17 protein-coding genes and 2 other annotated features are annotated in these 21,879 nt (G+C 30.6%); of the genes, 3 read left to right on the top strand and 14 right to left on the bottom strand.

Annotation, left to right across the window (positions count from 1 at the left end):
- Positions 1-297: 297 nt before the first annotated feature.
- A complete protein-coding gene (locus H2684_RS05555; RefSeq protein WP_182088418.1) occupies positions 298-2,067 on the top strand; it encodes a sodium:solute symporter family protein in 1,770 nt (589 codons plus the stop codon).
- 52 nt (positions 2,068-2,119) lie between these two features.
- Here H2684_RS05555 and msrA read toward each other — a convergent pair whose 3' ends face one another.
- The 12 genes from msrA to aroF all read right to left on the bottom strand — a co-directional run bounded on the left by msrA (position 2,120) and on the right by aroF (position 16,316).
- Complete coding sequence (gene msrA / locus H2684_RS05550) at positions 2,120-2,608, bottom strand: peptide-methionine (S)-S-oxide reductase MsrA (RefSeq protein ID WP_182088417.1); 489 nt, start codon at positions 2,606-2,608, stop codon at positions 2,120-2,122.
- 66 nt (positions 2,609-2,674) lie between these two features.
- The gene (locus H2684_RS05545; protein ID WP_182088416.1) at positions 2,675-3,913 is read right to left on the bottom strand and encodes a methyl-accepting chemotaxis protein; all 1,239 of its coding nucleotides are present in this window, start codon (positions 3,911-3,913) and stop codon (positions 2,675-2,677) included.
- A 313-nt stretch (positions 3,914-4,226) separates the two neighbouring features.
- On the bottom strand, positions 4,227-5,291 hold the full coding sequence (gene leuB, locus H2684_RS05540) for a 3-isopropylmalate dehydrogenase (RefSeq protein WP_182088415.1): 1,065 nt from the start codon (positions 5,289-5,291) through the stop codon (positions 4,227-4,229).
- Complete coding sequence (gene leuD, locus H2684_RS05535; RefSeq protein ID WP_182088414.1) at positions 5,288-5,782, bottom strand: 3-isopropylmalate dehydratase small subunit; 495 nt, start codon at positions 5,780-5,782, stop codon at positions 5,288-5,290. Before leuD ends, leuB begins: the two co-directional genes overlap by 4 nt.
- Complete coding sequence (gene leuC, locus H2684_RS05530) at positions 5,782-7,047, bottom strand: 3-isopropylmalate dehydratase large subunit (protein ID WP_182088413.1); 1,266 nt, start codon at positions 7,045-7,047, stop codon at positions 5,782-5,784. The genes leuD and leuC overlap by 1 nt, the downstream gene beginning before the upstream one ends.
- Positions 7,048-7,075: 28 nt before the next feature.
- Positions 7,076-8,596: a 2-isopropylmalate synthase gene (locus H2684_RS05525; protein ID WP_182088412.1), complete on the bottom strand. Its 1,521-nt coding sequence runs from the start codon at positions 8,594-8,596 to the stop codon at positions 7,076-7,078.
- Positions 8,597-8,759: 163 nt separating this feature from the next.
- Positions 8,760-8,955 (bottom strand) — a binding site (T-box leader).
- 61 nt (positions 8,956-9,016) lie between these two features.
- Positions 9,017-9,211, bottom strand: a binding site (T-box leader).
- Between the two features lie 158 nt (positions 9,212-9,369).
- Positions 9,370-10,776, bottom strand: coding sequence for an amino acid permease (locus H2684_RS05520; protein WP_182088411.1), 1,407 nt, complete (start codon positions 10,774-10,776; stop codon positions 9,370-9,372).
- Between the two features lie 345 nt (positions 10,777-11,121).
- Positions 11,122-11,964 (bottom strand): prephenate dehydratase, encoded by an 843-nt coding sequence (gene pheA / locus H2684_RS05515; protein WP_182088410.1) that lies wholly within the window; start codon positions 11,962-11,964, stop codon positions 11,122-11,124.
- A 13-nt stretch (positions 11,965-11,977) separates the two neighbouring features.
- The gene (gene aroC / locus H2684_RS05510; RefSeq protein ID WP_182088409.1) at positions 11,978-13,069 is read right to left on the bottom strand and encodes a chorismate synthase; all 1,092 of its coding nucleotides are present in this window, start codon (positions 13,067-13,069) and stop codon (positions 11,978-11,980) included.
- Between the two features lie 22 nt (positions 13,070-13,091).
- Positions 13,092-14,363, bottom strand: a complete 1,272-nt coding sequence (gene aroA / locus H2684_RS05505; RefSeq protein WP_182088408.1) for a 3-phosphoshikimate 1-carboxyvinyltransferase — start codon at positions 14,361-14,363, stop codon at positions 13,092-13,094.
- A gap of 23 nt (positions 14,364-14,386) precedes the next feature.
- Positions 14,387-15,247: a prephenate dehydrogenase gene (locus H2684_RS05500; protein WP_182088407.1), complete on the bottom strand. Its 861-nt coding sequence runs from the start codon at positions 15,245-15,247 to the stop codon at positions 14,387-14,389.
- A 34-nt stretch (positions 15,248-15,281) separates the two neighbouring features.
- Positions 15,282-16,316: a 3-deoxy-7-phosphoheptulonate synthase gene (gene aroF, locus H2684_RS05495; RefSeq protein WP_182088406.1), complete on the bottom strand. Its 1,035-nt coding sequence runs from the start codon at positions 16,314-16,316 to the stop codon at positions 15,282-15,284.
- Between the two features lie 593 nt (positions 16,317-16,909).
- Here aroF and H2684_RS05490 point away from each other — a divergent pair.
- Positions 16,910-17,296: a hypothetical protein gene (locus H2684_RS05490; RefSeq protein WP_182088405.1), complete on the top strand. Its 387-nt coding sequence runs from the start codon at positions 16,910-16,912 to the stop codon at positions 17,294-17,296.
- Positions 17,297-17,382: 86 nt separating this feature from the next.
- Positions 17,383-18,906 (top strand): cardiolipin synthase, encoded by a 1,524-nt coding sequence (cls, locus tag H2684_RS05485; protein ID WP_182088404.1) that lies wholly within the window; start codon positions 17,383-17,385, stop codon positions 18,904-18,906.
- Between the two features lie 84 nt (positions 18,907-18,990).
- Here the strand turns inward: cls and H2684_RS05480 are convergent, their stop codons facing one another.
- On the bottom strand, positions 18,991-20,382 hold the full coding sequence (locus tag H2684_RS05480) for an amino acid permease (protein WP_182088403.1): 1,392 nt from the start codon (positions 20,380-20,382) through the stop codon (positions 18,991-18,993).
- 21 nt (positions 20,383-20,403) lie between these two features.
- Positions 20,404-21,795, bottom strand: a complete 1,392-nt coding sequence (locus tag H2684_RS05475) for an amino acid permease (RefSeq protein ID WP_182088402.1) — start codon at positions 21,793-21,795, stop codon at positions 20,404-20,406.
- Positions 21,796-21,879 lie beyond the last annotated feature (84 nt).

The raw sequence follows: 21,879 nt of genomic DNA, 5'->3' as shown, positions 1-21,879 counted from the left end.
GTATATCTCCTATAAAAATATTTTTCTATATTTCTATAAATAATTTTAACAGAAAAACAGTTGATTAATCAATTATTAGGCAAAATAAGTTTTTACTATTTTATTATTTAGAAGATCAAAAGTATAATTTATCTTTTCCCAATTTAATTATAAGACATACCTTAAAATTTATACTTACATTAAATTTTAATTTATAAAAATAGGAGGGATGTATTATATCAGAAAAAGTGAAACATATTTATCATCATAATTTCTAATTGCTATATAAGAATTATTTAAAATAAGGAGTGTAAATATATGGATTTACTTGTGGTATTTGTTTATTTTGCAATCTTAATAGTTGTTGGATGGCTATTTAGAAAATTTACTTCTTCTACTAGTGATTATTTTAGAGGTGGAGGAAAAATGCTGTGGTGGATGGTTGGTTCTACAGCATTTATGACTCAATTTAGTGCTTGGTCCTTTACAGGAGCTGCTGGAAAAGCATTTCAAGATGGTATGGCAGTCGTAATTCTCTTTTTAGGAAATGCAGTAGGTTATCTTTGTAACTACTTTTTTACTGCTTCAAGAGCAAGACAAATGAGAGTAATAACACCAATGGAAGGTATACGAATGAGATTCGGTAAAGTAAATGAACAGATATTTACTTGGGCAAGTGTACCATCAAGCGTTTTACAAGCAGGTGTATGGTTAAATGGACTAGCTGTATTTGCAAGTGCTGTAACCGGTATCTCTATGTCTAGTACTATTATTATAACCGGTCTAGTTGTAATGATTATATCAGTAATAGGAGGATCTTGGGCAGTAATATCTTCTGACTTCTTACAAATGGTAATAATTATGTCGGTATCTGTTGTAGCAAGTATTGTAGCTATTGCTCACTCTGGTGGTATTACTCCTATACTCCACAATGGATTACCTGCTCACCCTATTGCAGGTAACGGCATTAATTATATGTTCTTATTTGTTGCTTGGACTATAGCTGTATTTGCAAAACAATTTTTTAGTACAAACAGTATGGGAAGTTCATACAGATACTTATGTGCAAAAGATACTAAAAATGCCAAAAAAGCTGCATTACTCGCTTTCGGTTTAATGCTTGTAGGACCTATTTTATGGTTTCTTCCTGATTGGTTTGTTGCAGGAAACTTTCCTGACACATCAACATGGGGACTTGACTCACTTGGCAAAAATATAACAGATGCAACTTACTTTATATTCGTTAAAAGAGAATTACCAGCTGGTATGGTAGGGTTAATGCTTGCAGCTATGTTTGCAGCAACTATGTCATCTATGGATGCTGGACTTAATAGAAATGCAGGAATATTTGTTAGAGATTTCTACAAACCTATCATAAATAAAAATGCCGATGAAAAGAAATTAATGCTTGTAAGTAAAGTTACATCAATAATTTTTGGACTTTTAATAATTATGGGAGGATTATTCTTAAATTCATTAAAGACAACAAGTTTATTTAATATGATGATGATGATTGGTACATTAATTTCGTTTCCAATGTTAGTCCCTTCATTATTAGGATATTTTGTAAAAAAGACTCCGGATTGGGCAGCTTGGGCAACTCTTTTAGTAGGTGCTTGCGTATCATATTTCGTTGCATTTGTAGCAGATGCATCAATGATACAACATTTATTTGGACTTGCTCAACCACTAACAGATAGAGAATGGGGAGACATAAAATCTTTAACTTTACCAGTAACTCTCCATGTATGCATAACTGTTCCATTCTTCCTACTCTCACAATTATTTTATAAAGAACCTACAGGTGAAAGAAAAGAAGAAGTTGATTTATACTTTAAAAATATATCTACTGAAGTAAAAGCTGACTATGAAAATGAAGTAGAATCAGATAATCACCAAAGAAAAATGCTTGGAAAACTCATTATAGTTATGGGAGCCTGTATATTGACTCTTGTATTAATTCCTAACCCATTATCACAAAGATTAGTATTCGTTGGAGTAAGTGCTATAGTTCTCCTTATTGGATTTGGATTAATAAAAGCTATAACCAAAAGTGAAGAAAATGAAAAAGTAATTAATCAAAAATAACATAATTCTATAAATTAAAATTTTAATGAAATAGAAGGCACATTTGTGCCTTCTATTTCATTAATTCTCTCGGTATATGACAATATCCTCCTGGATTTTTATCTAGATATTTTTGGTGATATTCTTCTGCATCATAAAAATTTTTAAGAGGTAATATTTCAGTTAAAATTGGTCTTTCATATTTTTCTTGTTCTTCCACCTTAGACTTTTCTATAACTTCCACATCACTATCATCAATATAATAAATTCCTGTTCTATACTGCTTACCTATATCATTTCCCTGCCTATTTAAAAGTGTAGGATTAACTATCCTCCAGTATAACTTTAACAATTTATAAAGGGATATTATTTTAGGATCATACTCTATAAAACAAGCTTCTGCAAATCCTGTTTTCCCAGTACATACTTCATCGTAACTAGGATTTTTAATATTTTCATTTCCATTTGCATATCCTACTTTAGTTTTAACAACACCATCTTTTGTATCAAAATATGCTTGAACTCCCCAAAAACAACCTCCTGCAAATACAATACTTTTCATAAACATTTCATCTCCTACTATTTATTATACCAATAAATATAAAATTCAATAATACTTTTTCTACAATCATAAAGTAAATCTCTGGACTACTTCACCTAAATTTTGTGACATTTCTGCATTATTTTGTGCCGTAGATGATAAATCATTCATTGCTTTTGTAATTTGATTAATACTATCTTTAATCCTAATTATATTCTCAGATGATTTTTGAGATGCTTCAGACATAGATTGTATTCTACTACTTACTTGATCAGTAGTTAATGCAAGTTGTTTCGTCATACACGCAATTTCATTAGACATATTATTTATAAAATCTGCATCCTCTTTATATTTGTCACCTATAAATGAAAAATAATTGAATTGTCTATTTAGTGTATCATTAAAAAATTCCAATATATTACTACTATTATATGAAAGATTTCTAAATGCTTTTTCAACTTTATCTATCGTACTCCGAATTGCACCTACTGCCTGTGGAGATTGCTCTGCAAGCTGTCTTACCTCATCTGCAACTACAGAGAATCCTTTACCATGTTCCCCCGCCCGTGCTGCTTCAATTGCTGCATTTAATGCAAGCAAATTTGTTTGTTCTGCTATACTGTCAATAGTTTCAGCCATTACCCTAACATTTTCTACAATTTTTCCGTCTTCTATAGCTTTTAATATATTTTCACTTTTTTCCTTATACACGTTTTGACTTTTTTTAATAGAACATTCAACCTTGTTTTTTATTTCAGAAGCTTCACTTTTAGATTTAGTAGATACATTGCTTGATTCTACAGCTCTATTTGATAATTCATTAATACTTGCATTTATTTCCTCTACAGAAGCTGAAATTTCCTGTGAAGAAGCACTATTTTCTTCTACAGAAGATGCAATTTCATTTGTTGAACTATCTATATCTTGAAATTTTGCATTTAATTCTTCAACAGAAGCCGAAAGCTCCTCTGAAGAAGCACTCATGTCTTGAGAACTATTCATTATTGTGTCTAGAATTTCCTTAATATTATCCTGAGCCTTACTAAGTGCCTGACCTGTATCGCCAAACTCATCACGTCTTGTTATTTTCCATTTATATGAAAGATCATATTTTGAAATATTTGTAGCAAAATTTAATATTTGTTTAAGAACAGAATTTATTCCCTTTGCAGTAATTAATCCAATAGCCACTGCCAGGATCATTCCTAATATTATAAATACAATAACAAAAACTTTAGATTTTAGATATAAAGAAGCATTTTTAAGAGAATTATTTTCTGCTTTATTATAATTAATTGATATAATGTTATCAATATTTTTAAACATATCATCTTTTATTTTTGACGTTTTTTTAATATTTCCATAATAAGTCTCCTCTTTTAAAAATAAAAAAACACCTATAATTAGGCTATTTTTCGAGCTCTTTCTACACTACTCATTTTCTTTTTCAAAAATATTTATGCCTTTTTTAATTATATATGTCTAATCATTCCATGTCAAAACTTTAATATGATTTCATAAGTTAACAAATATACCTCTTTATAGGCTAAGATTAATTTTTAAAAAACCTATTAAGGAACTAATTATACTACATATGCTAATAAAAAAATTACTCCATAAATTATGGAGTAACAAAAATTTATATTTTACTTGATATTAAATCTCCCATCTCCTTAGTTCCAACTAATTTTTTCCCATACTCCATAATATCTTGAGTACGATAATCTTCATCTAAAACCTTGGACACTGCTTGTTCAATATCTAATGCCGCAGAATCCATATTAAAAGTATATCTAAGCATCATAGCTACGCTCATAATTGTAGCAATTGGATTTGCTATATTCTTTCCTGCAATATCAGGTGCTGAACCATGTATAGGTTCATAAATTCCAATTTTGCCATTTCCAATACTTGCAGATGGAAGCATTCCAAGTGAACCTGTAAGCATTGATGCTTCATCACTTAATATATCCCCAAATGTATTTTCTGTAACAATAACATCAAATTGCTTTGGATCTCTAATAAGCTGCATCGATGCATTATCTACATACATGCAATTAAACTCTACATCTTCATATTCTTTTGAGATTTCAGTTACAGTTTCTCTCCAAAGTCTTGAACTTTCAAGCACATTTGCCTTATCAACTAGAGTAAGTTTTTTATTTCTCTTTCTTGCAATTTCAAAACCCTTGTGTGCAATTCTCTCTATTTCAGGTGTAGAATATGCCATAACATCCCATGCTTTCTGACCACCTGGTATATCAATACGTTTCTTTTCTCCAAAATAAATTCCACCTATTAATTCTCTTACAATCATTATGTCTAAACCATCACCTAAAACCTCTGGCTTTAAATTTGATGCAAATTTAAGTTGAGGAAACAAAATAGCAGGTCTTAAATTTGCAAATACTCCAAGTGCTTTTCTAATGCCTAAAAGCCCAACCTCCGGTCTTAAATTACTTGGTATATGATCCCACTTTGGTCCTCCAACAGCTCCAAGAAGTACAGCATCACTTTTTTTGCAAATATCTATAGTTTCCTGTGGAATAGGACCTCCAGTTTTATCTATAGCCTCTCCACCTAAAAGTACTTCCTCACACTGAAAATTTACTTTATACTTTTTTGATATAACATCTAAAACTTTTAAAGCTTCAGAAACAATTTCCTTACCTATTCCATCTCCTTTTATAACTGCTATTTTCATTTTTCAGCCACTTCTTTCTTTATATAATTTATAAGTCCATCACAATCTATAATTTTCTGCATAAATTCTGGAAAAGGTGCAGCCTTATAGGTTTTTCCCTTAGTTAAATTCTTTATAATTCCTGTAGTTACATCTATAGCTATTTTGTCACCATCTTCTATATCTTCCGATGCTTCTTTGCACTCCATTATAGGAAGTCCTGTATTTATTGAATTTCTAAAAAAGATTCTTGCAAAGCTATCAGCAATTACACATTTTATTCCAGATGCTTTTATAGCTATTGGAGCATGTTCTCTTGAAGAACCACATCCAAAGTTTTTTCCTGCAACAATAATTGATCTCTCTTTTATTTTCTCTTTAAAATTTTCATCTAAGTCCTCCATACAATGAGATGCAAGTTCTTTAGGATCGCTTGTATTTAAATATCTTGCAGGTATTATAACATCTGTATCTACATTATCTTTATATTTAATTACTCTTCCTTCTATCATTATTTTATTACCTCCTCTGGTGATGAAATTTTACCTGTAATTGCAGAAGCTGCTGCCACTGCAGGACTAGCTAAATAAACTTCACTTTCAACATGTCCCATTCTACCTACAAAATTTCTATTTGTAGTTGATATAGCTCTCTCTCCTTTTGCAAGTATTCCCATATAACCTCCAAGACATGGTCCACAAGTTGGAGTGCTCACTACTGCTCCAGCATTTATAAATGTTTCAATAAGTCCTTCTTTCATAGCTTGAAGATATATTTGCTGAGTTGCTGGAATTATAATTGCCCTTACATTGTCTTTAATTTTTTTATCTTTCATTACTTTTGCCGCTATTCTCAAATCACTTATTCTTCCATTAGTACATGATCCTATTACAACTTGATCTATATAAACATCTCCAACTTCATCAATTGTTCTAGTGTTTTCCGGAAGATGAGGGAAAGCAACTGTTGGCTTTATAGTACTTAAATCAATTTCTATAGTATCTGAATATACGGCATCTTCATCTGCAGTATATATACTATATTCTTTCGAAGAGTGATTTTTCATATATTCTATAGTTTTTTCATCTACTTCAAATATTCCATTTTTAGCACCTGCTTCAATAGCCATATTACTTATAGTGAATCTGTCATCCATAGATAAATTTGAAACTCCACTTCCTGTAAACTCCATAGATTTATAGAGTGCACCATCTACTCCTATTTTTCCTATTATATGAAGAATTACATCTTTTCCACTAACCCATGGCTTTAAATTACCTTTTAATACGAACTTAATTGCTTCAGGTACCTTAAACCAAGCCGATCCTATTGCCATTCCTGCTGCCATATCTGTACTTCCAACTCCAGTTGAAAAAGCTCCAAGTGCACCATAGGTACATGTATGTGAATCTGCTCCTATTACTACTTCTCCTGCAACAACAAGTCCTTTTTCAGGAAGAAGAGCATGTTCAATCCCCATCTGTCCAACTTCAAAATAATTTTCTATATTTTTATCTTTTGCAAAATCTCTAACGCATTTACACTGCTCAGCAGATTTTATATCTTTTGCTGGAGAGAAATGATCTGGGACAATCGCTACCTTAGACTTATCAAAAACTTCTTTTACTCCAGTTTTCTCAAATTCTCTTATGGCAACAGGTGTAGTTATATCATTTCCTAAAACCATATCTAGCTTACAATTAATAAGTTGTCCAGCCTTTACACTTTCAAGCCCTGCATGTTTAGCTAATATTTTTTGAGTCATTGTCATTCCCATTTATATATCTCCTCCTAATAAATTAAAATTAACATCCAATTTCATAGTGAATTCTATTTATTGCATTTACAAAAGCCCTTGCACTAGCTTCTACAACATCAGTGCTAATTCCCTTAGCTGTAAATACTCTGCCATCTTTTTCAACTTTCACAGTTACTTCTCCTACAGCATCTTTTCCACTGCCAATAGACCTTATAAAATAATCCTTGAGTTTTATATCCATACCAGAGGCCTTCTCAATAGCCTTAAATGCTGCATCTACAGGACCATCACCACAAGCTGCTTCTCTTATATTTTTATTGTTGTGTTCTAATTCTATTGTTGAAGTTGAAACCATTGTATTGCCACTTGAAAATTGAAAATACTTCAAATCATATGCTTCTGGAACCTGGAATATCTCATGATTAATTATTGTTTCAATGTCCTCATCAGAGATTATTTTTTTCTTAGCAGTTAAATCTTTAAATTTCTTAAACGCATCATCTATATTTTCTTCACTTAAATTGTCATATCCAAGTTCTTTCAAATGTTGTACAAAACCATGTCTGCCAGAGTGTTTACCCATGACTAGAGTACTCTTCTTAAGCCCTATAGATTCTGGAGTCATAATTTCATAGGTATCTCTACATGCAAGTACTCCATGCTGATGAATCCCTGCTTCATGAGCAAATGCATTTGATCCAACTATAGATTTATTATTTGGAATTGGCATTGCAGTTACATGACTTATAAGTTTACTCGTCTTTACTATTTCCTCAGTTACAATATCTGTTCTGCATCCAATGTAGTCCCCTCTTGTTTTAATTGCCATAACTACTTCTTCTAGTGCTGCATTTCCAGCCCTTTCTCCAATTCCATTAACTGCACATTCAATTTGTCTTGCACCATTTTTTATAGCTGCTATTGAATTGGCAACTGCCATACCTAAGTCATCATGACAATGAACGCTTATAATAGCTTTATCTATATTAGGTACATTTTCCTTTATTTTTCTAATGAATTCTCCAAATTCATCAGGTATATCATATCCAACTGTATCTGGAATATTTACTATATCTGCTCCTGCATCTATTACACCTTCAACTACTCTATAAAGAAATTTAGGATTAGTTCTTGTAGCATCTTCTGGTGAAAACTCAACACTAGGGCAAATTGATTTTGCATACTTGACCATATCAACAGCTCTTTTGTAAACTTCATCTTCACTCATTTTTAGCTTATATTTCATATGAACATCAGAAGTTGCTATAAATGTGTGTATTCTAGGTTTCTGTGCGTATTTCACGGCCTCCCAAGCTCTATCTATATCACCTTTTACAGCTCTAGAAAGTGCAACTACAACCGGCTTACTTACAGATTTCGCCACAGCCCTAACTGCTTCAAAATCTCCTTTGGATGCCACAGGAAATCCTGCCTCTATAACATCAACATTCATTCTTTCTAATTGTTTTGCAATTTCTACCTTGTCCTTTACATTTAAATTCACTCTTGGTGTCTGCTCTCCATCTCTCATTGTAGTGTCAAATATATAAACTTTTTCGTTTTTCATATTTACTCCTCCAAAATATAATTAATATTTTCATTTAAAAATATATTCTTAATTTTATAAATATTTCTTATTAACTTATATTGTAATTTATATTTATATTATAATTATTAACTGGCCAGTTAATATTTTTTATCAATTAATAAATAAAGCGGCATATTTCTCGCTTTGGGGCGAAAAATATACCGCGGTACCACCCAAATTATTACTTCATTAAATAACGACCTAAGCCGACACAGCTTACTTTAATTTCAGCCTGCAATTCAGGAGTGAGTTTCGATTTATAAAATTTATGAGCTCCCACCAATTCTCACTCGCTTTCAAATTAATATAAATCTACTTTTCTCCATCATAATTTTTAACTATTAACATTTTTAACCTATATATACTTAAAATTTTGTATAAAAAAACAGGTCACAATCGCTCTGGGGCGATGGATCTGTCGCGGTACCACCCAAATTATTACTTCATTAAATAACGACCTAAGCCGACACAGCTTACTTTAATTTCAGCTTGTAACTCCAGGGCGAGCTTCAATTTACAATATCTGTGAGCTTTCACCATCCCCACTCGCTTAAAGAATCAAGTAAATTTACTTTTCCCCTTCACAGTATTTAATTTAAAATTTAATATAGGTGTAGTATAATATAAACTTATATATCTGTCAATACTTTTCAAAAATTCTAAACAACTTTTTAATCAAAATATAAAGGTAGAATATAAAGAAAACTAGCTCCTCATATTCTACTAATTTAACCAATTGATTCTAGTAACTTCTAGGCACCTTTTTTGTGATATCCTGCTGTAACCAAACTATGCTTATATCCATAGAAAAAATAGATTATAAGTCCAAGTGCAAGCCATACTACAAATCTAATTAAAGTTACAACAGGTAGCTTAATTATGAGTATTCCACAAAATACTATAGATAAAATTGGAATTACAGGCACCCAAGGACATTTAAATGCTCTTTTTCTATTTGGATCCTTTTTTCTAAGCACCAAAACTGCTGCAGATACTATTATAAATGCACTTAATGTACCTATATTCGTAAGTTCAGCTACTATATTAATAGGTAAAAGTCCTGCAACAGTTCCAGTTACAATACCAACTAATAGTGAACTTCTAACAGGAGTTTTATGTCTTTTGTTAACATGTCCAAAAAAGCTAGGTAGCAATCCATCTCTTGACATAGCAAAAAGTACACGAGTTTGTCCAAACATCATAACAAGAAGTACAGAAGTAAGTCCACATATAGCACCTACTGAAACAAGTGCAGATCCCCAATGATATCCAACTTGTTGAAGAGCAAATGCAACTGGAGCTGCATTATTCTTGAACTTAAGATATGGAACCATACCTGTTAAAATTCCCGATACTGCAATATAAAGTATTGTACAAACTATAAGAGAAGCTATAATTCCTCTTGGTAAATCCCTTTGTGGATTTTTAACTTCTTCAGCTGCTGTAGATACTGCATCAAATCCTATATATGCGAAAAATATTACCGATGCACCTGAGAACACACCACTCCATCCATAAGGCATGAAAGGATGCCAGTTTGCAGGTGTAATATGTCTTACTCCAAGAGCTATGAATAAAAATACAACTAACAATTTAATTCCAACTATTATATTATTTACTGTGCTACTTTGTCTTATTCCTATAATATTTATATAAGTTATAAGTGCTATTATAAATACTGCAGGTAGATTTATAATTCCTCCATTAAATGGTGATGCTATTAAGCTAGCTGGAAGATTTATCCCAAAGCTATTCAATATACTTACCATGTATCCTGACCATCCAATTGATACAGCTCCAATTGCAAAGGCATATTCAAGTATTAGATCCCATCCTATGATCCAAGCCCAAAACTCACCTAATGCTATATATCCATAGGTATATGCACTTCCAGCAGCTGGCACCATAGCTGCAAACTCTGAATAGCAAAGTGCAGCACAACCACAAGCAATACCAGCTATAATAAATGAAATTATAAGTGCAGGTCCAGAATAATCAGCAGCAGCTTCTCCTGTAAGTACAAAAATTCCTGTTCCAATTATAGCTCCAATTCCAAGCATAGTAAGTCCAAAAGCTCCAAGGACTTTTTGTAATCCTCCTTCTTTTTTAGTTTCGTCTATTAAATCTTCTATAGATTTAGTCCTAAAGATGTCTTTCATATTTTTTCCTCCTCTTAAAATTTAATAATTAAAATTATTATCATAATTTTATCTGCAATTAAACTATATGAAATATTTTTACTATTGCATTTTTAAATATATTACTACCATTTTAATTTTAAATCAATAGTATTTTATAAATTTATTGATAAATAAATATTTATCAATAAATTTTTTAACCTATTTGTTAATAAATAAATATTTTTGAATTACATAATGAATAATTAATTTTAATATATTTCATAATAAAACTTTTAATATAAAAATAAAGCACTAGTCATTAAAATCATTCAATAACTAGTACTTATACAATTTATTTGTATAATTTTCTATAATTTATCTACTTTATTTTAAATCAGTTTTATAATTTCCAAGTAATTTAAAATATTTGCATTTACTTCTAATTTGCTTTACAGCATCTTTTACCTCTCTATTAAGTAAATTTCCGTAAAAATCTATATAAAAAAAATATTCCCATGGAGTATCTATCTTTGGTCTTGATTCTATTTTAGTCATGTTTAGATTATTATCTCTAAAATATCCTAATATATTACATAAAGTACCTACTTTATGTTCAAGTGTAAATACAACACTTATCTTATCCGAATAACTGTTTAATTCAACTTCTCTTCCAACAATTACAAACCTTGTATAGTTATTTTTATTATAATTTATATTTTTCTCAATAACATCTAAGTTATATAACTCTGCAGCCTTTCTACTTGCTATACAAGCTTTATTTTTACACCCAGATTCACTTATATATTTAGCACTTTTAGCAGTGCTAAAATACGGTATAAGTTTCCAATTTTTATTTTCTAAATACTTTCTACTCTGTAAAAATGCCTGATTGTGTGAATACACTTCTGTTATATCATCTAGCTTTGTTCCTCTTAATCCAAGTAAATCGTGACTTACATGAATGCATTTTTCTCCTACTATATAAAATCCATAATCTCTAAACAAATCATAGACATCTGTTATACCACCTGTAGATGAATTTTCTATAGGAACTACTCCATATTTTATATTTCCAGATTCCAAAGCATCAAATACATCTTTAAACTTGCTGCAACTTAAAACATTCTCAGTATCTCCAAAGTATTCCTGAAGGGCTTGATGAGTAAAAGAAGCTTTTTCCCCATAAAATCCTATTTTATATGATTTATCATGTTTTAAACTTTCCAAAATAATCCCTCCATCAATACATCATATCTAATATTGCAATAGCACTCACTGCCTCTATAACTGGAACTGCCCTTGTAACAATACATGGGTCATGCCTTCCATGTATAATAATTTTTGAATTTTCTTTTTTTTCTATATCCACAGTATTCTGCTCTTTTAATATAGATGCTGTAGGTTTTATAACTGTTCTAAAAAAAACTGGCATTCCATTTGTAATTCCTCCTAAAATTCCTCCATTATTATTTGTATATGTCTTTACATTTCCATTTTCATCAATATAATATTCATCATTTGCAGAAGATCCTCTCATAGTTGCAATTTCAAATCCACGTCCAAATTCAACACCTTTAACTGCTGGTACTGAAAACAAAAGGTGAGAAAGAGTACTTTCCACTGAATCAAAAAAAGGATCTCCAACTCCAGCTGGAATATTTATAATTGCCGTTTCAATAATTCCTCCAATAGAATCACAATCAGATTTTGCTTCAATAATTGCTTTTTTCATTTCTTCAGCAGATTTTTTATCTATTACAGGAAATTTACTTTTAGAAAGCTTTTTTAATATATCTTCTTTAACATAAACAGGATCAAATAAACTCTTATCTTTAAAATTATCCTGCACATTACCTATACTCTTTATGTGGCTCCCTATAAATATGCCCTTTTCTTCTAAAATCTTTCTACATATGGAACCTGCAAATACAAGTGGTGCTGTAATTCTTCCTGAAAAATGTCCTCCACCCCTATAATCATTAAATCCATTGTATTTTACAAACCCAGTGAAATCAGCATGACCAGGCCTCATAAGATTTTTAGTTCTCTCATAGTCTTTTGAATGTTTATCACTATTTTCTATAATTGCACAAAGTGGTGTACCTGTAGTCCTTCCGTTAAAATATCCACTTAATATTTTAAATTCATCCTTTTCTTTTCTAGATGTGGTAAGATTACTTGTACCTGGAGCTCTTCTTTTCATTTGTTCTTCTATGTAATCTATATCCAATTTTATTCCAGGCCTTAATCCATTTATAGTAACTCCTATAGCAGTACCGTGAGATTCTCCAAAAATAGATATTTTTATATTATTTCCAAAAATTCCACTCATACATAAAACCCCTAATCATTAATTATTTTAATTCTTCTATATTTCCACCTAGACTTACAAAATCTCTCCAAAAATCTGGATAAGATTTATTTACACAATCTGCTCCATTAATTATAAGAGCATTTTTACACATGGAAGATACAGCTGCAAGTGACATAGCTATTCTATGATCATTAAAACTTGACACTTCTCCACCTTCAAGTGATTTTTTACCTTTTATCACAAGTCCATCAGATTTTTCATAAACACTAGCACCTATTTTATTCAATTGTGAAGAAATAGCAGTAAGTCTATCTGATTCTTTAATTCTAAGTCTAGCTGCATTTATAATTTCAGTAGTTCCACAACTTACAGATGCAACAGCTGCAATTATTGGAACAAGATCAGGACATTGAGAAGCATCAATCACAATACCTTTAGTCTGTGATTTATTTGAAATTATACTATCTCCTTCTATTTTTATATCTGCTCCCATTTTCTTTAATAAATCAACTATAACTCTATCACCTTGACATGAATTAATATTCATCCCCTCACAGGAAACTCTCTCTCCTAGTAATCCCATTGCAAGTAAAAAGGCTGCCTGTGAAAAATCCGCCTCTACCGTGTAATTAAAACTCTTATAGGATTGGTTACCTGGTATTATAAATTTTTTATAATCTATATTTTCAACAATTATCCCAAATTTTCTTATTATGTCTAAAGTCATATCAACATAAGGTTTCGATTCAAGAGTTGTTGTTATTTCTATTTGTGAATCATCTTTTAAAAGTGGAAGAGCAAACAAAAGTCCAGTTATGAATTGAGAACTTATATCTCCTCTTATCATATACTTTCCAGGTTTTAGCTTCCCATTTATCTCAAGAGGAAGTTTACCATCTGAATTCTTATAATATATACCTTGTTCTTCAAATATTTTATAATACACATCAAGCGGTCTTTCTATAAGCTTGCCCTGTCCAGATAAAACTGCCTTTTTTCCTAATGTAGCAATTATAGGTATTATAAATCTGATTGTAGATCCAGATTCACCACAGAATATAGAATCATTTTTTAATGTAATCCTATCAGCGCCATTTACTATAACTGAATCCTTGTATACTTCAATTTTGGCTCCAAGAGATCTCATCGCCTCTATTGTAGCTGCTATGTCTCTGGAAAAATATATATTCTTTATTTCGCTTCTACCTTTTGCCAAAGATGAACAAATTATGCTTCTATGACAAAAACTCTTTGACGATGGAACTTTTATTTTTCCCTTAAATGCATTGGGAATAATTTTAACAGTTTTCATGTAGATTCCCCTTTTTTGTGTATTTAGTTAAGTTTCTTCTTAAGTAAAACTGAATTTTCTAATACAGCTTTTAAATCATTGGTATTTTTATCTTTAATATCCTTTTTAATTCTTGAAAGTGAATTTTCAAACTGCTCTATCTTAGAAATTAGCTTATCGGAGTTAAGCATAAAAAGTTCTGTCCATAATTTAGAATTTATTAAAGCTACCCTAGTTGCATCTCTAAAACTTCCACCTGCAAATAATTCAGGCTTCATTTCTTCTATGCTTTCATCCATAAGTGCCGCCGCTATAATATGCGGAAGCTGACTTGTATATGCAATTATATTATCATGCTCCTCTGCGGAAATGCATTCTACATTTTTACAGCCAAATTTCCTAGCCATAATTGATATTATTTCAATGCTCGACTTTTTGTTTCTACTGCATGGCGTTATTATATAATTAGCATCTTTAAATATAGAAGCATCTGCATACTCTATTCCTTTATACTCCCGCCCAGCCATGGGATGTCCCCCTACAAATTCAATGTCACTTGGCAAAAAAGAATTTACAGAATCTAGAACTATTTTCTTTATGCCTGAAGTATCTGTTAAAAGTACTCCAGGCTTAAAATATTCTATATTTTCTCTTATAAAATCAATTGTATCTTTAGGATAAAGAGATATTATTATCATGTCCATATCTCTTAAGAATACTCCAGGTTCTGTATATGCAGAATCTAATATATCCATATCTAAAGCTTTATTTAAAGTATTTATATCTTTATCTATTCCAACTATATATTTTGGTTTTAATGTTCTTAACGCCATTGCATAAGAACCTCCAATAAGACCAATTCCAACAACAGCAATTTTAAAGTTACTAAAATCACAATCTTCCAAGTTTATCCCCCCGTAAGTAGATAGTTAAATGCCTTTATGCATTAATAGTATTGTATTCCTGTCTTATGCCTGCTTCTATCAACTTATTTATGTTTGACATCAATTTTTTAAATCTCTTTGGAGTTATTGACTGCTGACCGTCACTTAGTGCATTTTCAGGATCATTGTGGACTTCAATTATAAGACCATCTGCTCCAACTGCCACTGCTGCTTTAGACAGCGGTTCAACCATCCACCATAATCCTGCAGCATGACTTGGATCAACTATTACTGGCAAGTGACTTAACTTTTTTATAGCCGGAATAGCACTTAAATCCAAAGTGTTTCTAGTATAATTTTCAAAAGTTCTTATGCCCCTTTCGCAAAGTATTACATTTTTATTTCCCTCTGACATTATATATTCAGCAGACATTAAAAGTTCTTCTATTGTAGCTGAGAGCCCTCTTTTTAAAAGTATTGGCTTCCTTGTTTTTCCAAGCTCTTTTAAAAGAGAAAAGTTCTGCATATTCCTGGCTCCCACTTGAATTACATCTACATCTTCAACAAATCTATCTATCATATCTACAGACATTATCTCAGTAACTATAGGTAATCCAGTTTCCCTTTTTGCTAATTTTAAAAGATCAAGTCCTTTAGTTTCAAGTCCTTGGAAACTATATGGTGATGTCCTTGGTTTAAATGCTCCTCCTCTTAAAAAATTTGCACCACTTTGTTTTACCTGTTTTGCTATTTCAATTATCTGCTTCTCATTTTCCACTGAACATGGACCTGCTATAACAGCTAAACTATTATTTTCTCCTATTTTTTCTCCGTTTACATCTACAACTGTATCCTCAGGATGAAATAATCTATTTGCTAACTTGTATTTTTCTTGAACCTTTATAACTTTTTCAACATAATCATTTGCCTGAATTTTACTAATTTCAATTTTTGTAGTATCGCCAATTAATCCAAGTACAATATATTCCTCTCCTATTGAAACATTAACCTTAACATTCTCTTTTTCAAGTTTATTCTTTAATACCATAATTTCCTCTTTAGGTGTATGAGGTTTCATAACAATTACCATAATTTATTCTCCTATCTTAAATAAATTTGAATTTAATAAAATTTTGATATTTGTTAAATAATTTATACTCCGGATTACAAATTAATTTAACATATAAAAAAGCAGATCCTCTAATGAGGTTCTGCTAATTAAAATACACAATTTATATTGGTTGATTAAAAGTTTATATATCAAGCTATTGTATTTAAATTATTACTCTACTCATTAGAAATTGATTGGATATTTTTTTGCAAAAGAAGTAACTAGCGCTAAAATAAAAGTAGCCCCAGTTAAAGCTAAAACCAAAGTATGCACTTTTGCTTCCAATTTCCTTTCCAATGATGTTTTTCATAATAATGTATTCCTCCGAAAATTTTTAAAATATAATTAATTTGTGTTTGTCAATAATTATATCAGTTTTTAAATCTATGTCAATACATAATTTCATTTTTTTACTATTTTATCTCATACATTATGAATAAATTGACTTATGTGTAGACAAATCAATTATAATACTTTAAAGTTTATATATACACTTTAAAATTATATTGTAGAATCTTTAAAAATAAAATATACTATTATGTGACTACTATCAATTTATAGGAGTGATAAATTTGAATAACTTTCTAAATAAACTCTCTTACTACTTCAGAGATAGTTATGGTATTGATACTCTTTCAAAACATCTTTTTATTCTAGGTTTAATACTTTCAATATTTAAACATGGATCTACATTTGGATTAGTCTGTATTATTTATGGAACTTGGAGATGCATTTCAAAAAATAAATATAAAAGATATAGAGAACTACAATCTTATGAAAGATTTATTGCACCTATGAATATAAGAATAAATAAATTCCTACATTCATTAAATCAAAGAAGATATTATAAAATATTTAAATGTCCTAATTGTTCCCAAAAGTTAAGAGTTCCTAAACACAAAGGTAAAATAATAATAACTTGTAAAAATTGTGGAACCTCCTTTAAAGGCAAATCATAGATTAAATAGAACCTATTTTACATGTTATCTTTTATACCACTGTTTATGAGAAAATAATATAAAAATGTAAAGGCAGGTGACTATATTTGGGCGAAAGGAAAATATTTATTTCAATTTTAAAATTGATAGTCTTTGCATTTTGGTTAGTATTTCAATTTATAGCTATAACACTAATCTCCAATATGCTAAATGTATTTTTCATATACTATTTTGCTCTATTTGAAATCATAAGTTTTATTGCAGTAGTTCATTTAAATTACAAGTATAAAAACACATCATATAAAGTAAGTTGGATTGCTCTTATATTACTAATCCCAATAATTGGTGCTATAATTTATATTATAGCTAGACTAGGCACTAACAGAAACTTTACCAAAATAAATAAAATAAGTTCTGGTAAAAAAATACTGGTGGAAGAAAATCAAAATATGCTTGATTCTCTAAAGAAAAAAAATAGAATAAGATATAATGAAACAAGACTGATTAAAAACATCTGTGGTTATCCTTCCTATGAAAATACAAATATAACTTATTTCCCAAATGGAGAATCAATGTATAAAAAACTATTAGAAGATTTAAATGGAGCCAAGAAATTTATTTTTCTTGAATTTTTTATAATATCCAAAGGAGAAATGTGGGAAGAAATTCTTAAAATTCTAAAAGAAAAGTCGAAAAATGGTGTAGAAGTAAGGATATTAGTAGATTATATAGGATCTCTATTTGTATTACCAAAAGATTTTAGAAAGTCCTTAAAAGAAAACAATATAAAATTTAAAATTTTTAATCCTATAAAACTCATTTTAAATTTAATGCTCAACTACAGAGATCACAGAAAATTAGTAATTATAGACAACTCAATTGGCTTTACTGGAGGAATGAATATAGGTGATGAGTATATAAATTCCTATCCCAAATACGGATATTGGAAGGATATGTCCGTTCGCCTTGAAGGCGATGCTGTTTTCAGTTTTACCACAATGTTTCTTAGAATGTGGCAATCTATAACAAAAGAAAAAGAAGATTTTCAAAAATATAAACTCCCATCAAAAATCAAAAATACAAAAGGTATTGTTGTACCTTATTCAAGTGGACCAGAACAGGTAGACAGCACTGCTGAATATGTATATATGGACATAATAAATAGTGCTAAAGACTATATCTATATTGCAACTCCTTACTTAATAATAGATTATGAACTGATATTAGCACTATCTCTAGCATCTAAAAGAGGAGTAGATGTAAAGATTATAACTCCTTTTATTCCAGATAAGCGAGTTATTCAAATGCTTACTAGATCCCATTATGATAAATTATTGGACTCTGGAATAGAAATATATGAATATACACCAGGATTTATACATGGTAAAGTATTAATTTCAGATTACGAATGTGCTGTTGTTGGAACAATCAACATGGATTATAGAAGCTTATTTTTACACTTTGAGTGTGCTACTTATATGTATGATGTTCCTGCTATAAAAAATATTCATGATGATTTTCTAAAAACACTATCAGTATCTAAAAAAGTAGAAAAAGATGTTTGGGAGAAAAGAAGTTTTTCTAAAAAAGTTATTGAATCAATTCTTAGGTTATTTGCACCTCTTGCGTAAATATATTAAAAAATACACAATTAATTAGCGGTTATGAAATTTCATAACCGCTAATTAATTAAAAAGAAATATTCTATTCCAAATCTATGAAGCATCCTTATTTTCATTTTGAACAACACTGTGTGTTCTACCATAAGTAAAATAAACTACAATTCCAATTGAAAGCCATACTAAAAATCCTATCCATGTTATAAGACGCATTGAAACTAATAATAGTATGCAAGATAGAACGGTTACTATTGGTGTATATGGAACCCCCGGACACCTAAATTTTCTTTCATAATTTGGCATTGATTTTCTAAGATATATAACTCCTATAGATACTACCATAAAACTAAGTAAAGTTCCTATACTTAAAAATTCAACTATTATACTAAGTGGTAAAACCCCTGCTACAATTGAGGCTATAACTCCTGTTATTACAGTAGCTTTAACTGGGGTGTTATGTTTTTTATTAATATCTGAAAATATCTTTGGCAAAAGTCCATCTCTTGACATAACCATAAATATCCTAACCTGTCCGTAAAGCATAGCAAGCATTACTGAAATCATTCCAAGTATTGCACCAACTCCTACTAATGCCGAGCCCCAAGTAATTCCAACTTTGGACAATGCATCTGGAACTGCGTTATCTGAAACTATTTGATTAAAAGGTACCATTCCAGTAAGAACTACTGCTACTGAAACATACAATATACAAACTACTATAAGGCACATTATTATACCCCTTGATACATCTCTTTTAGGATCTTTAGCTTCTTCTGCTGAAGTTGAAATTGCATCAAATCCTATAAATGAGAAAAATACCATACTTGCACCTGTAAAAATTCCTTTCCAACCATAAGGCATAAAAGGTTTATAATTTGATATCTTTATGTGAGATACTCCAAGAATTATAAACAAAAGAATTATAGCTATTTTAATCACAACTATTATGTTATTTACTCTTGAACTTTCACGCATTCCATAGCAAAGCAAAGTTGTTAATATCAATATTATAGCAACTGCAGGAAGGTCAAATATTCCACCATTTTGAGGAGAAGCAGCTATAATATGTGGAAAATTAATACCTATTGACCTTAAAACTCCTCTAAATGTTCCTGACCATCCAGATGCTACTGCACTAACTGCAACAATGTACTCTGCAGTTAAACACCATCCAACAATCATCGCTATAAATTCACCAAAAGCAATATATGCATAAGAATATGTACTTCCAGCTACAGGAAACATAGTTGCAAGTTCACAATAACAAAGTCCACACAAGCAAGCTACTATTCCAGCTAGCACAAATGAAAGTATAATTCCTGGACCAGCTGCATGTGCCCCTTCACCTGTAGCAACAAATATTCCAACTCCTACAACTGCACCTATTCCAAGTGCTGCTATATCCTTTGCCGTAAGATTTCTCTCTAAATTTGTCTTCTTTACACTATCGCTTAATTGCTCTAGTGATTTCTTTTTGAAAAGATTCATAAAAAGCCCCCTAATTATTAGTTATATAATTTTTTTGTTTTCATTTTGAACTACGCTATGTTTTCTTCCATAAGTAAAATAAACTACCATTCCTATACTCAACCACACTAAAAATCCAATCCAAGTTATACGTCTCATAGATACTAAAAGTGAAATACAGCACAATATAGTCACAACAGGTGTGTACGGAACACCAGGACACTTAAACTTTCTCTTAACATCTGGCATTGCTTTTCTAAGATATATAACCCCTGCTGATACAACTATAAAACTAAGAAGCGTACCTATACTTACAAATTCAACAATTATATTAAGTGGAAGAAAGCCTGCTATACATGCTGCCATTGCTCCAGATATAATAGTAGCTATATACGGAGTTTTGTGTTTTTTGTGTATTCTTGAAAATACTTTTGGAAGAAGTCCATCTCTTGACATAGCCATAAACACTCTAACTTGCCCATATAAAACAGCTATTATAGTAGAAATCATTCCAAGAATAGCTCCAACACCAACCAATGAAGATCCCCATCTTATACCAATTCTTGAAAGTGAGTCAGGAACTGCATTGTTTGCTACTATTTCATTATACGGAACAATACCAGTAAGTATAAACGCAACTAAAACATATAGAATACAAACTACTACAAGGCACATTATAATTCCACGCGATACATCTTTTCCTGGATCTCTAGCTTCTTCTGCTGAAGTTGAAATTGCATCAAATCCTAAAAATGAGAAAAATACAGTACTTGCACCTGTAAAAATTCCTTTCAATCCATGTGGAGCAAATGGTTTATAATTGGCCATATCTATGTGACTTACACCTAAAACTATAAACAGAATAATTACTGAAATTTTTATTGCAACAATAATATTATTTACCCTTGAGCTCTCCTTCATTCCTGTATAAAGCAAGCTAGTAATAACAGCTATTATTAAAATAGCTGGCACATCTACTATACCACCACCACTTGGAGATGCGGATATAATTTTAGGAAGATAAATACCAAAACCACTCAATATACCATTAAGTGTTCCTGACCAACCAGAAGCAACTGCACTTGCAGCTACGATATACTCTGCTGTAAGGCACCAGCCTATAATTACTGCAATAATTTCTCCAAAAGCAATATATGCATAAGAATATGTGCTCCCAGACACAGGAAACATAGTAGAAAGTTCACAATAAGAAAGTCCACAAAGACAGGCAACAATTCCAGCAAATATAAATGAAAGTATAATTCCTGGTCCAGCCATGTGAGCTCCTTCACCTGTTGCAACAAATATTCCAACGCCTACAACTGCACCTATTCCAAGTGCTGCTATGTCTACTGCTTTAAGACTTTTTTTCAAGTCTGTTTTTTTTACAATGTCTTGTAACTGATTTAAAGATTTCTTCTTAAAAAGATTCACAAAATTACACCTTCTAATTTTTTTGATAACTAGCTATCATAAATTTACATATAATTATATATTCTATTATTATATACTATTTTA

Source organism: Clostridium sp. cel8 (genome assembly GCF_014050525.1).
Classification (GTDB): domain Bacteria; phylum Bacillota; class Clostridia; order Clostridiales; family Clostridiaceae; genus Clostridium_B.
This window is presented reverse-complemented; position numbering and strand designations above follow the sequence as displayed.

What these genes read in the sequence shown, in the direction of transcription:
- H2684_RS05480 (WP_182088403.1), bottom strand. Translation starts at nt 20,382, where the DNA reads ATGAATCTTTTCAAAAAGAAATCACTAGAGCAATTAAGCGATAGTGTA.
- leuC (WP_182088413.1), bottom strand. Translation starts at nt 7,047, where the DNA reads ATGGGAATGACAATGACTCAAAAAATATTAGCTAAACATGCAGGGCTT.
- aroF (WP_182088406.1), bottom strand. Translation starts at nt 16,316, where the DNA reads ATGGTAATTGTTATGAAACCTCATACACCTAAAGAGGAAATTATGGTA.
- H2684_RS05520 (WP_182088411.1), bottom strand. Translation starts at nt 10,776, where the DNA reads ATGAAAGACATCTTTAGGACTAAATCTATAGAAGATTTAATAGACGAA.
- msrA (WP_182088417.1), bottom strand. Translation starts at nt 2,608, where the DNA reads ATGAAAAGTATTGTATTTGCAGGAGGTTGTTTTTGGGGAGTTCAAGCA.
- H2684_RS05545 (WP_182088416.1), bottom strand. Translation starts at nt 3,913, where the DNA reads ATGTTTAAAAATATTGATAACATTATATCAATTAATTATAATAAAGCA.
- aroC (WP_182088409.1), bottom strand. Translation starts at nt 13,069, where the DNA reads ATGAGTGGAATTTTTGGAAATAATATAAAAATATCTATTTTTGGAGAA.
- H2684_RS05525 (WP_182088412.1), bottom strand. Translation starts at nt 8,596, where the DNA reads ATGAAAAACGAAAAAGTTTATATATTTGACACTACAATGAGAGATGGA.
- aroA (WP_182088408.1), bottom strand. Translation starts at nt 14,363, where the DNA reads ATGAAAACTGTTAAAATTATTCCCAATGCATTTAAGGGAAAAATAAAA.
- leuB (WP_182088415.1), bottom strand. Translation starts at nt 5,291, where the DNA reads ATGAAAATAGCAGTTATAAAAGGAGATGGAATAGGTAAGGAAATTGTT.
- leuD (WP_182088414.1), bottom strand. Translation starts at nt 5,782, where the DNA reads ATGATAGAAGGAAGAGTAATTAAATATAAAGATAATGTAGATACAGAT.
- H2684_RS05555 (WP_182088418.1), top strand. Translation starts at nt 298, where the DNA reads ATGGATTTACTTGTGGTATTTGTTTATTTTGCAATCTTAATAGTTGTT.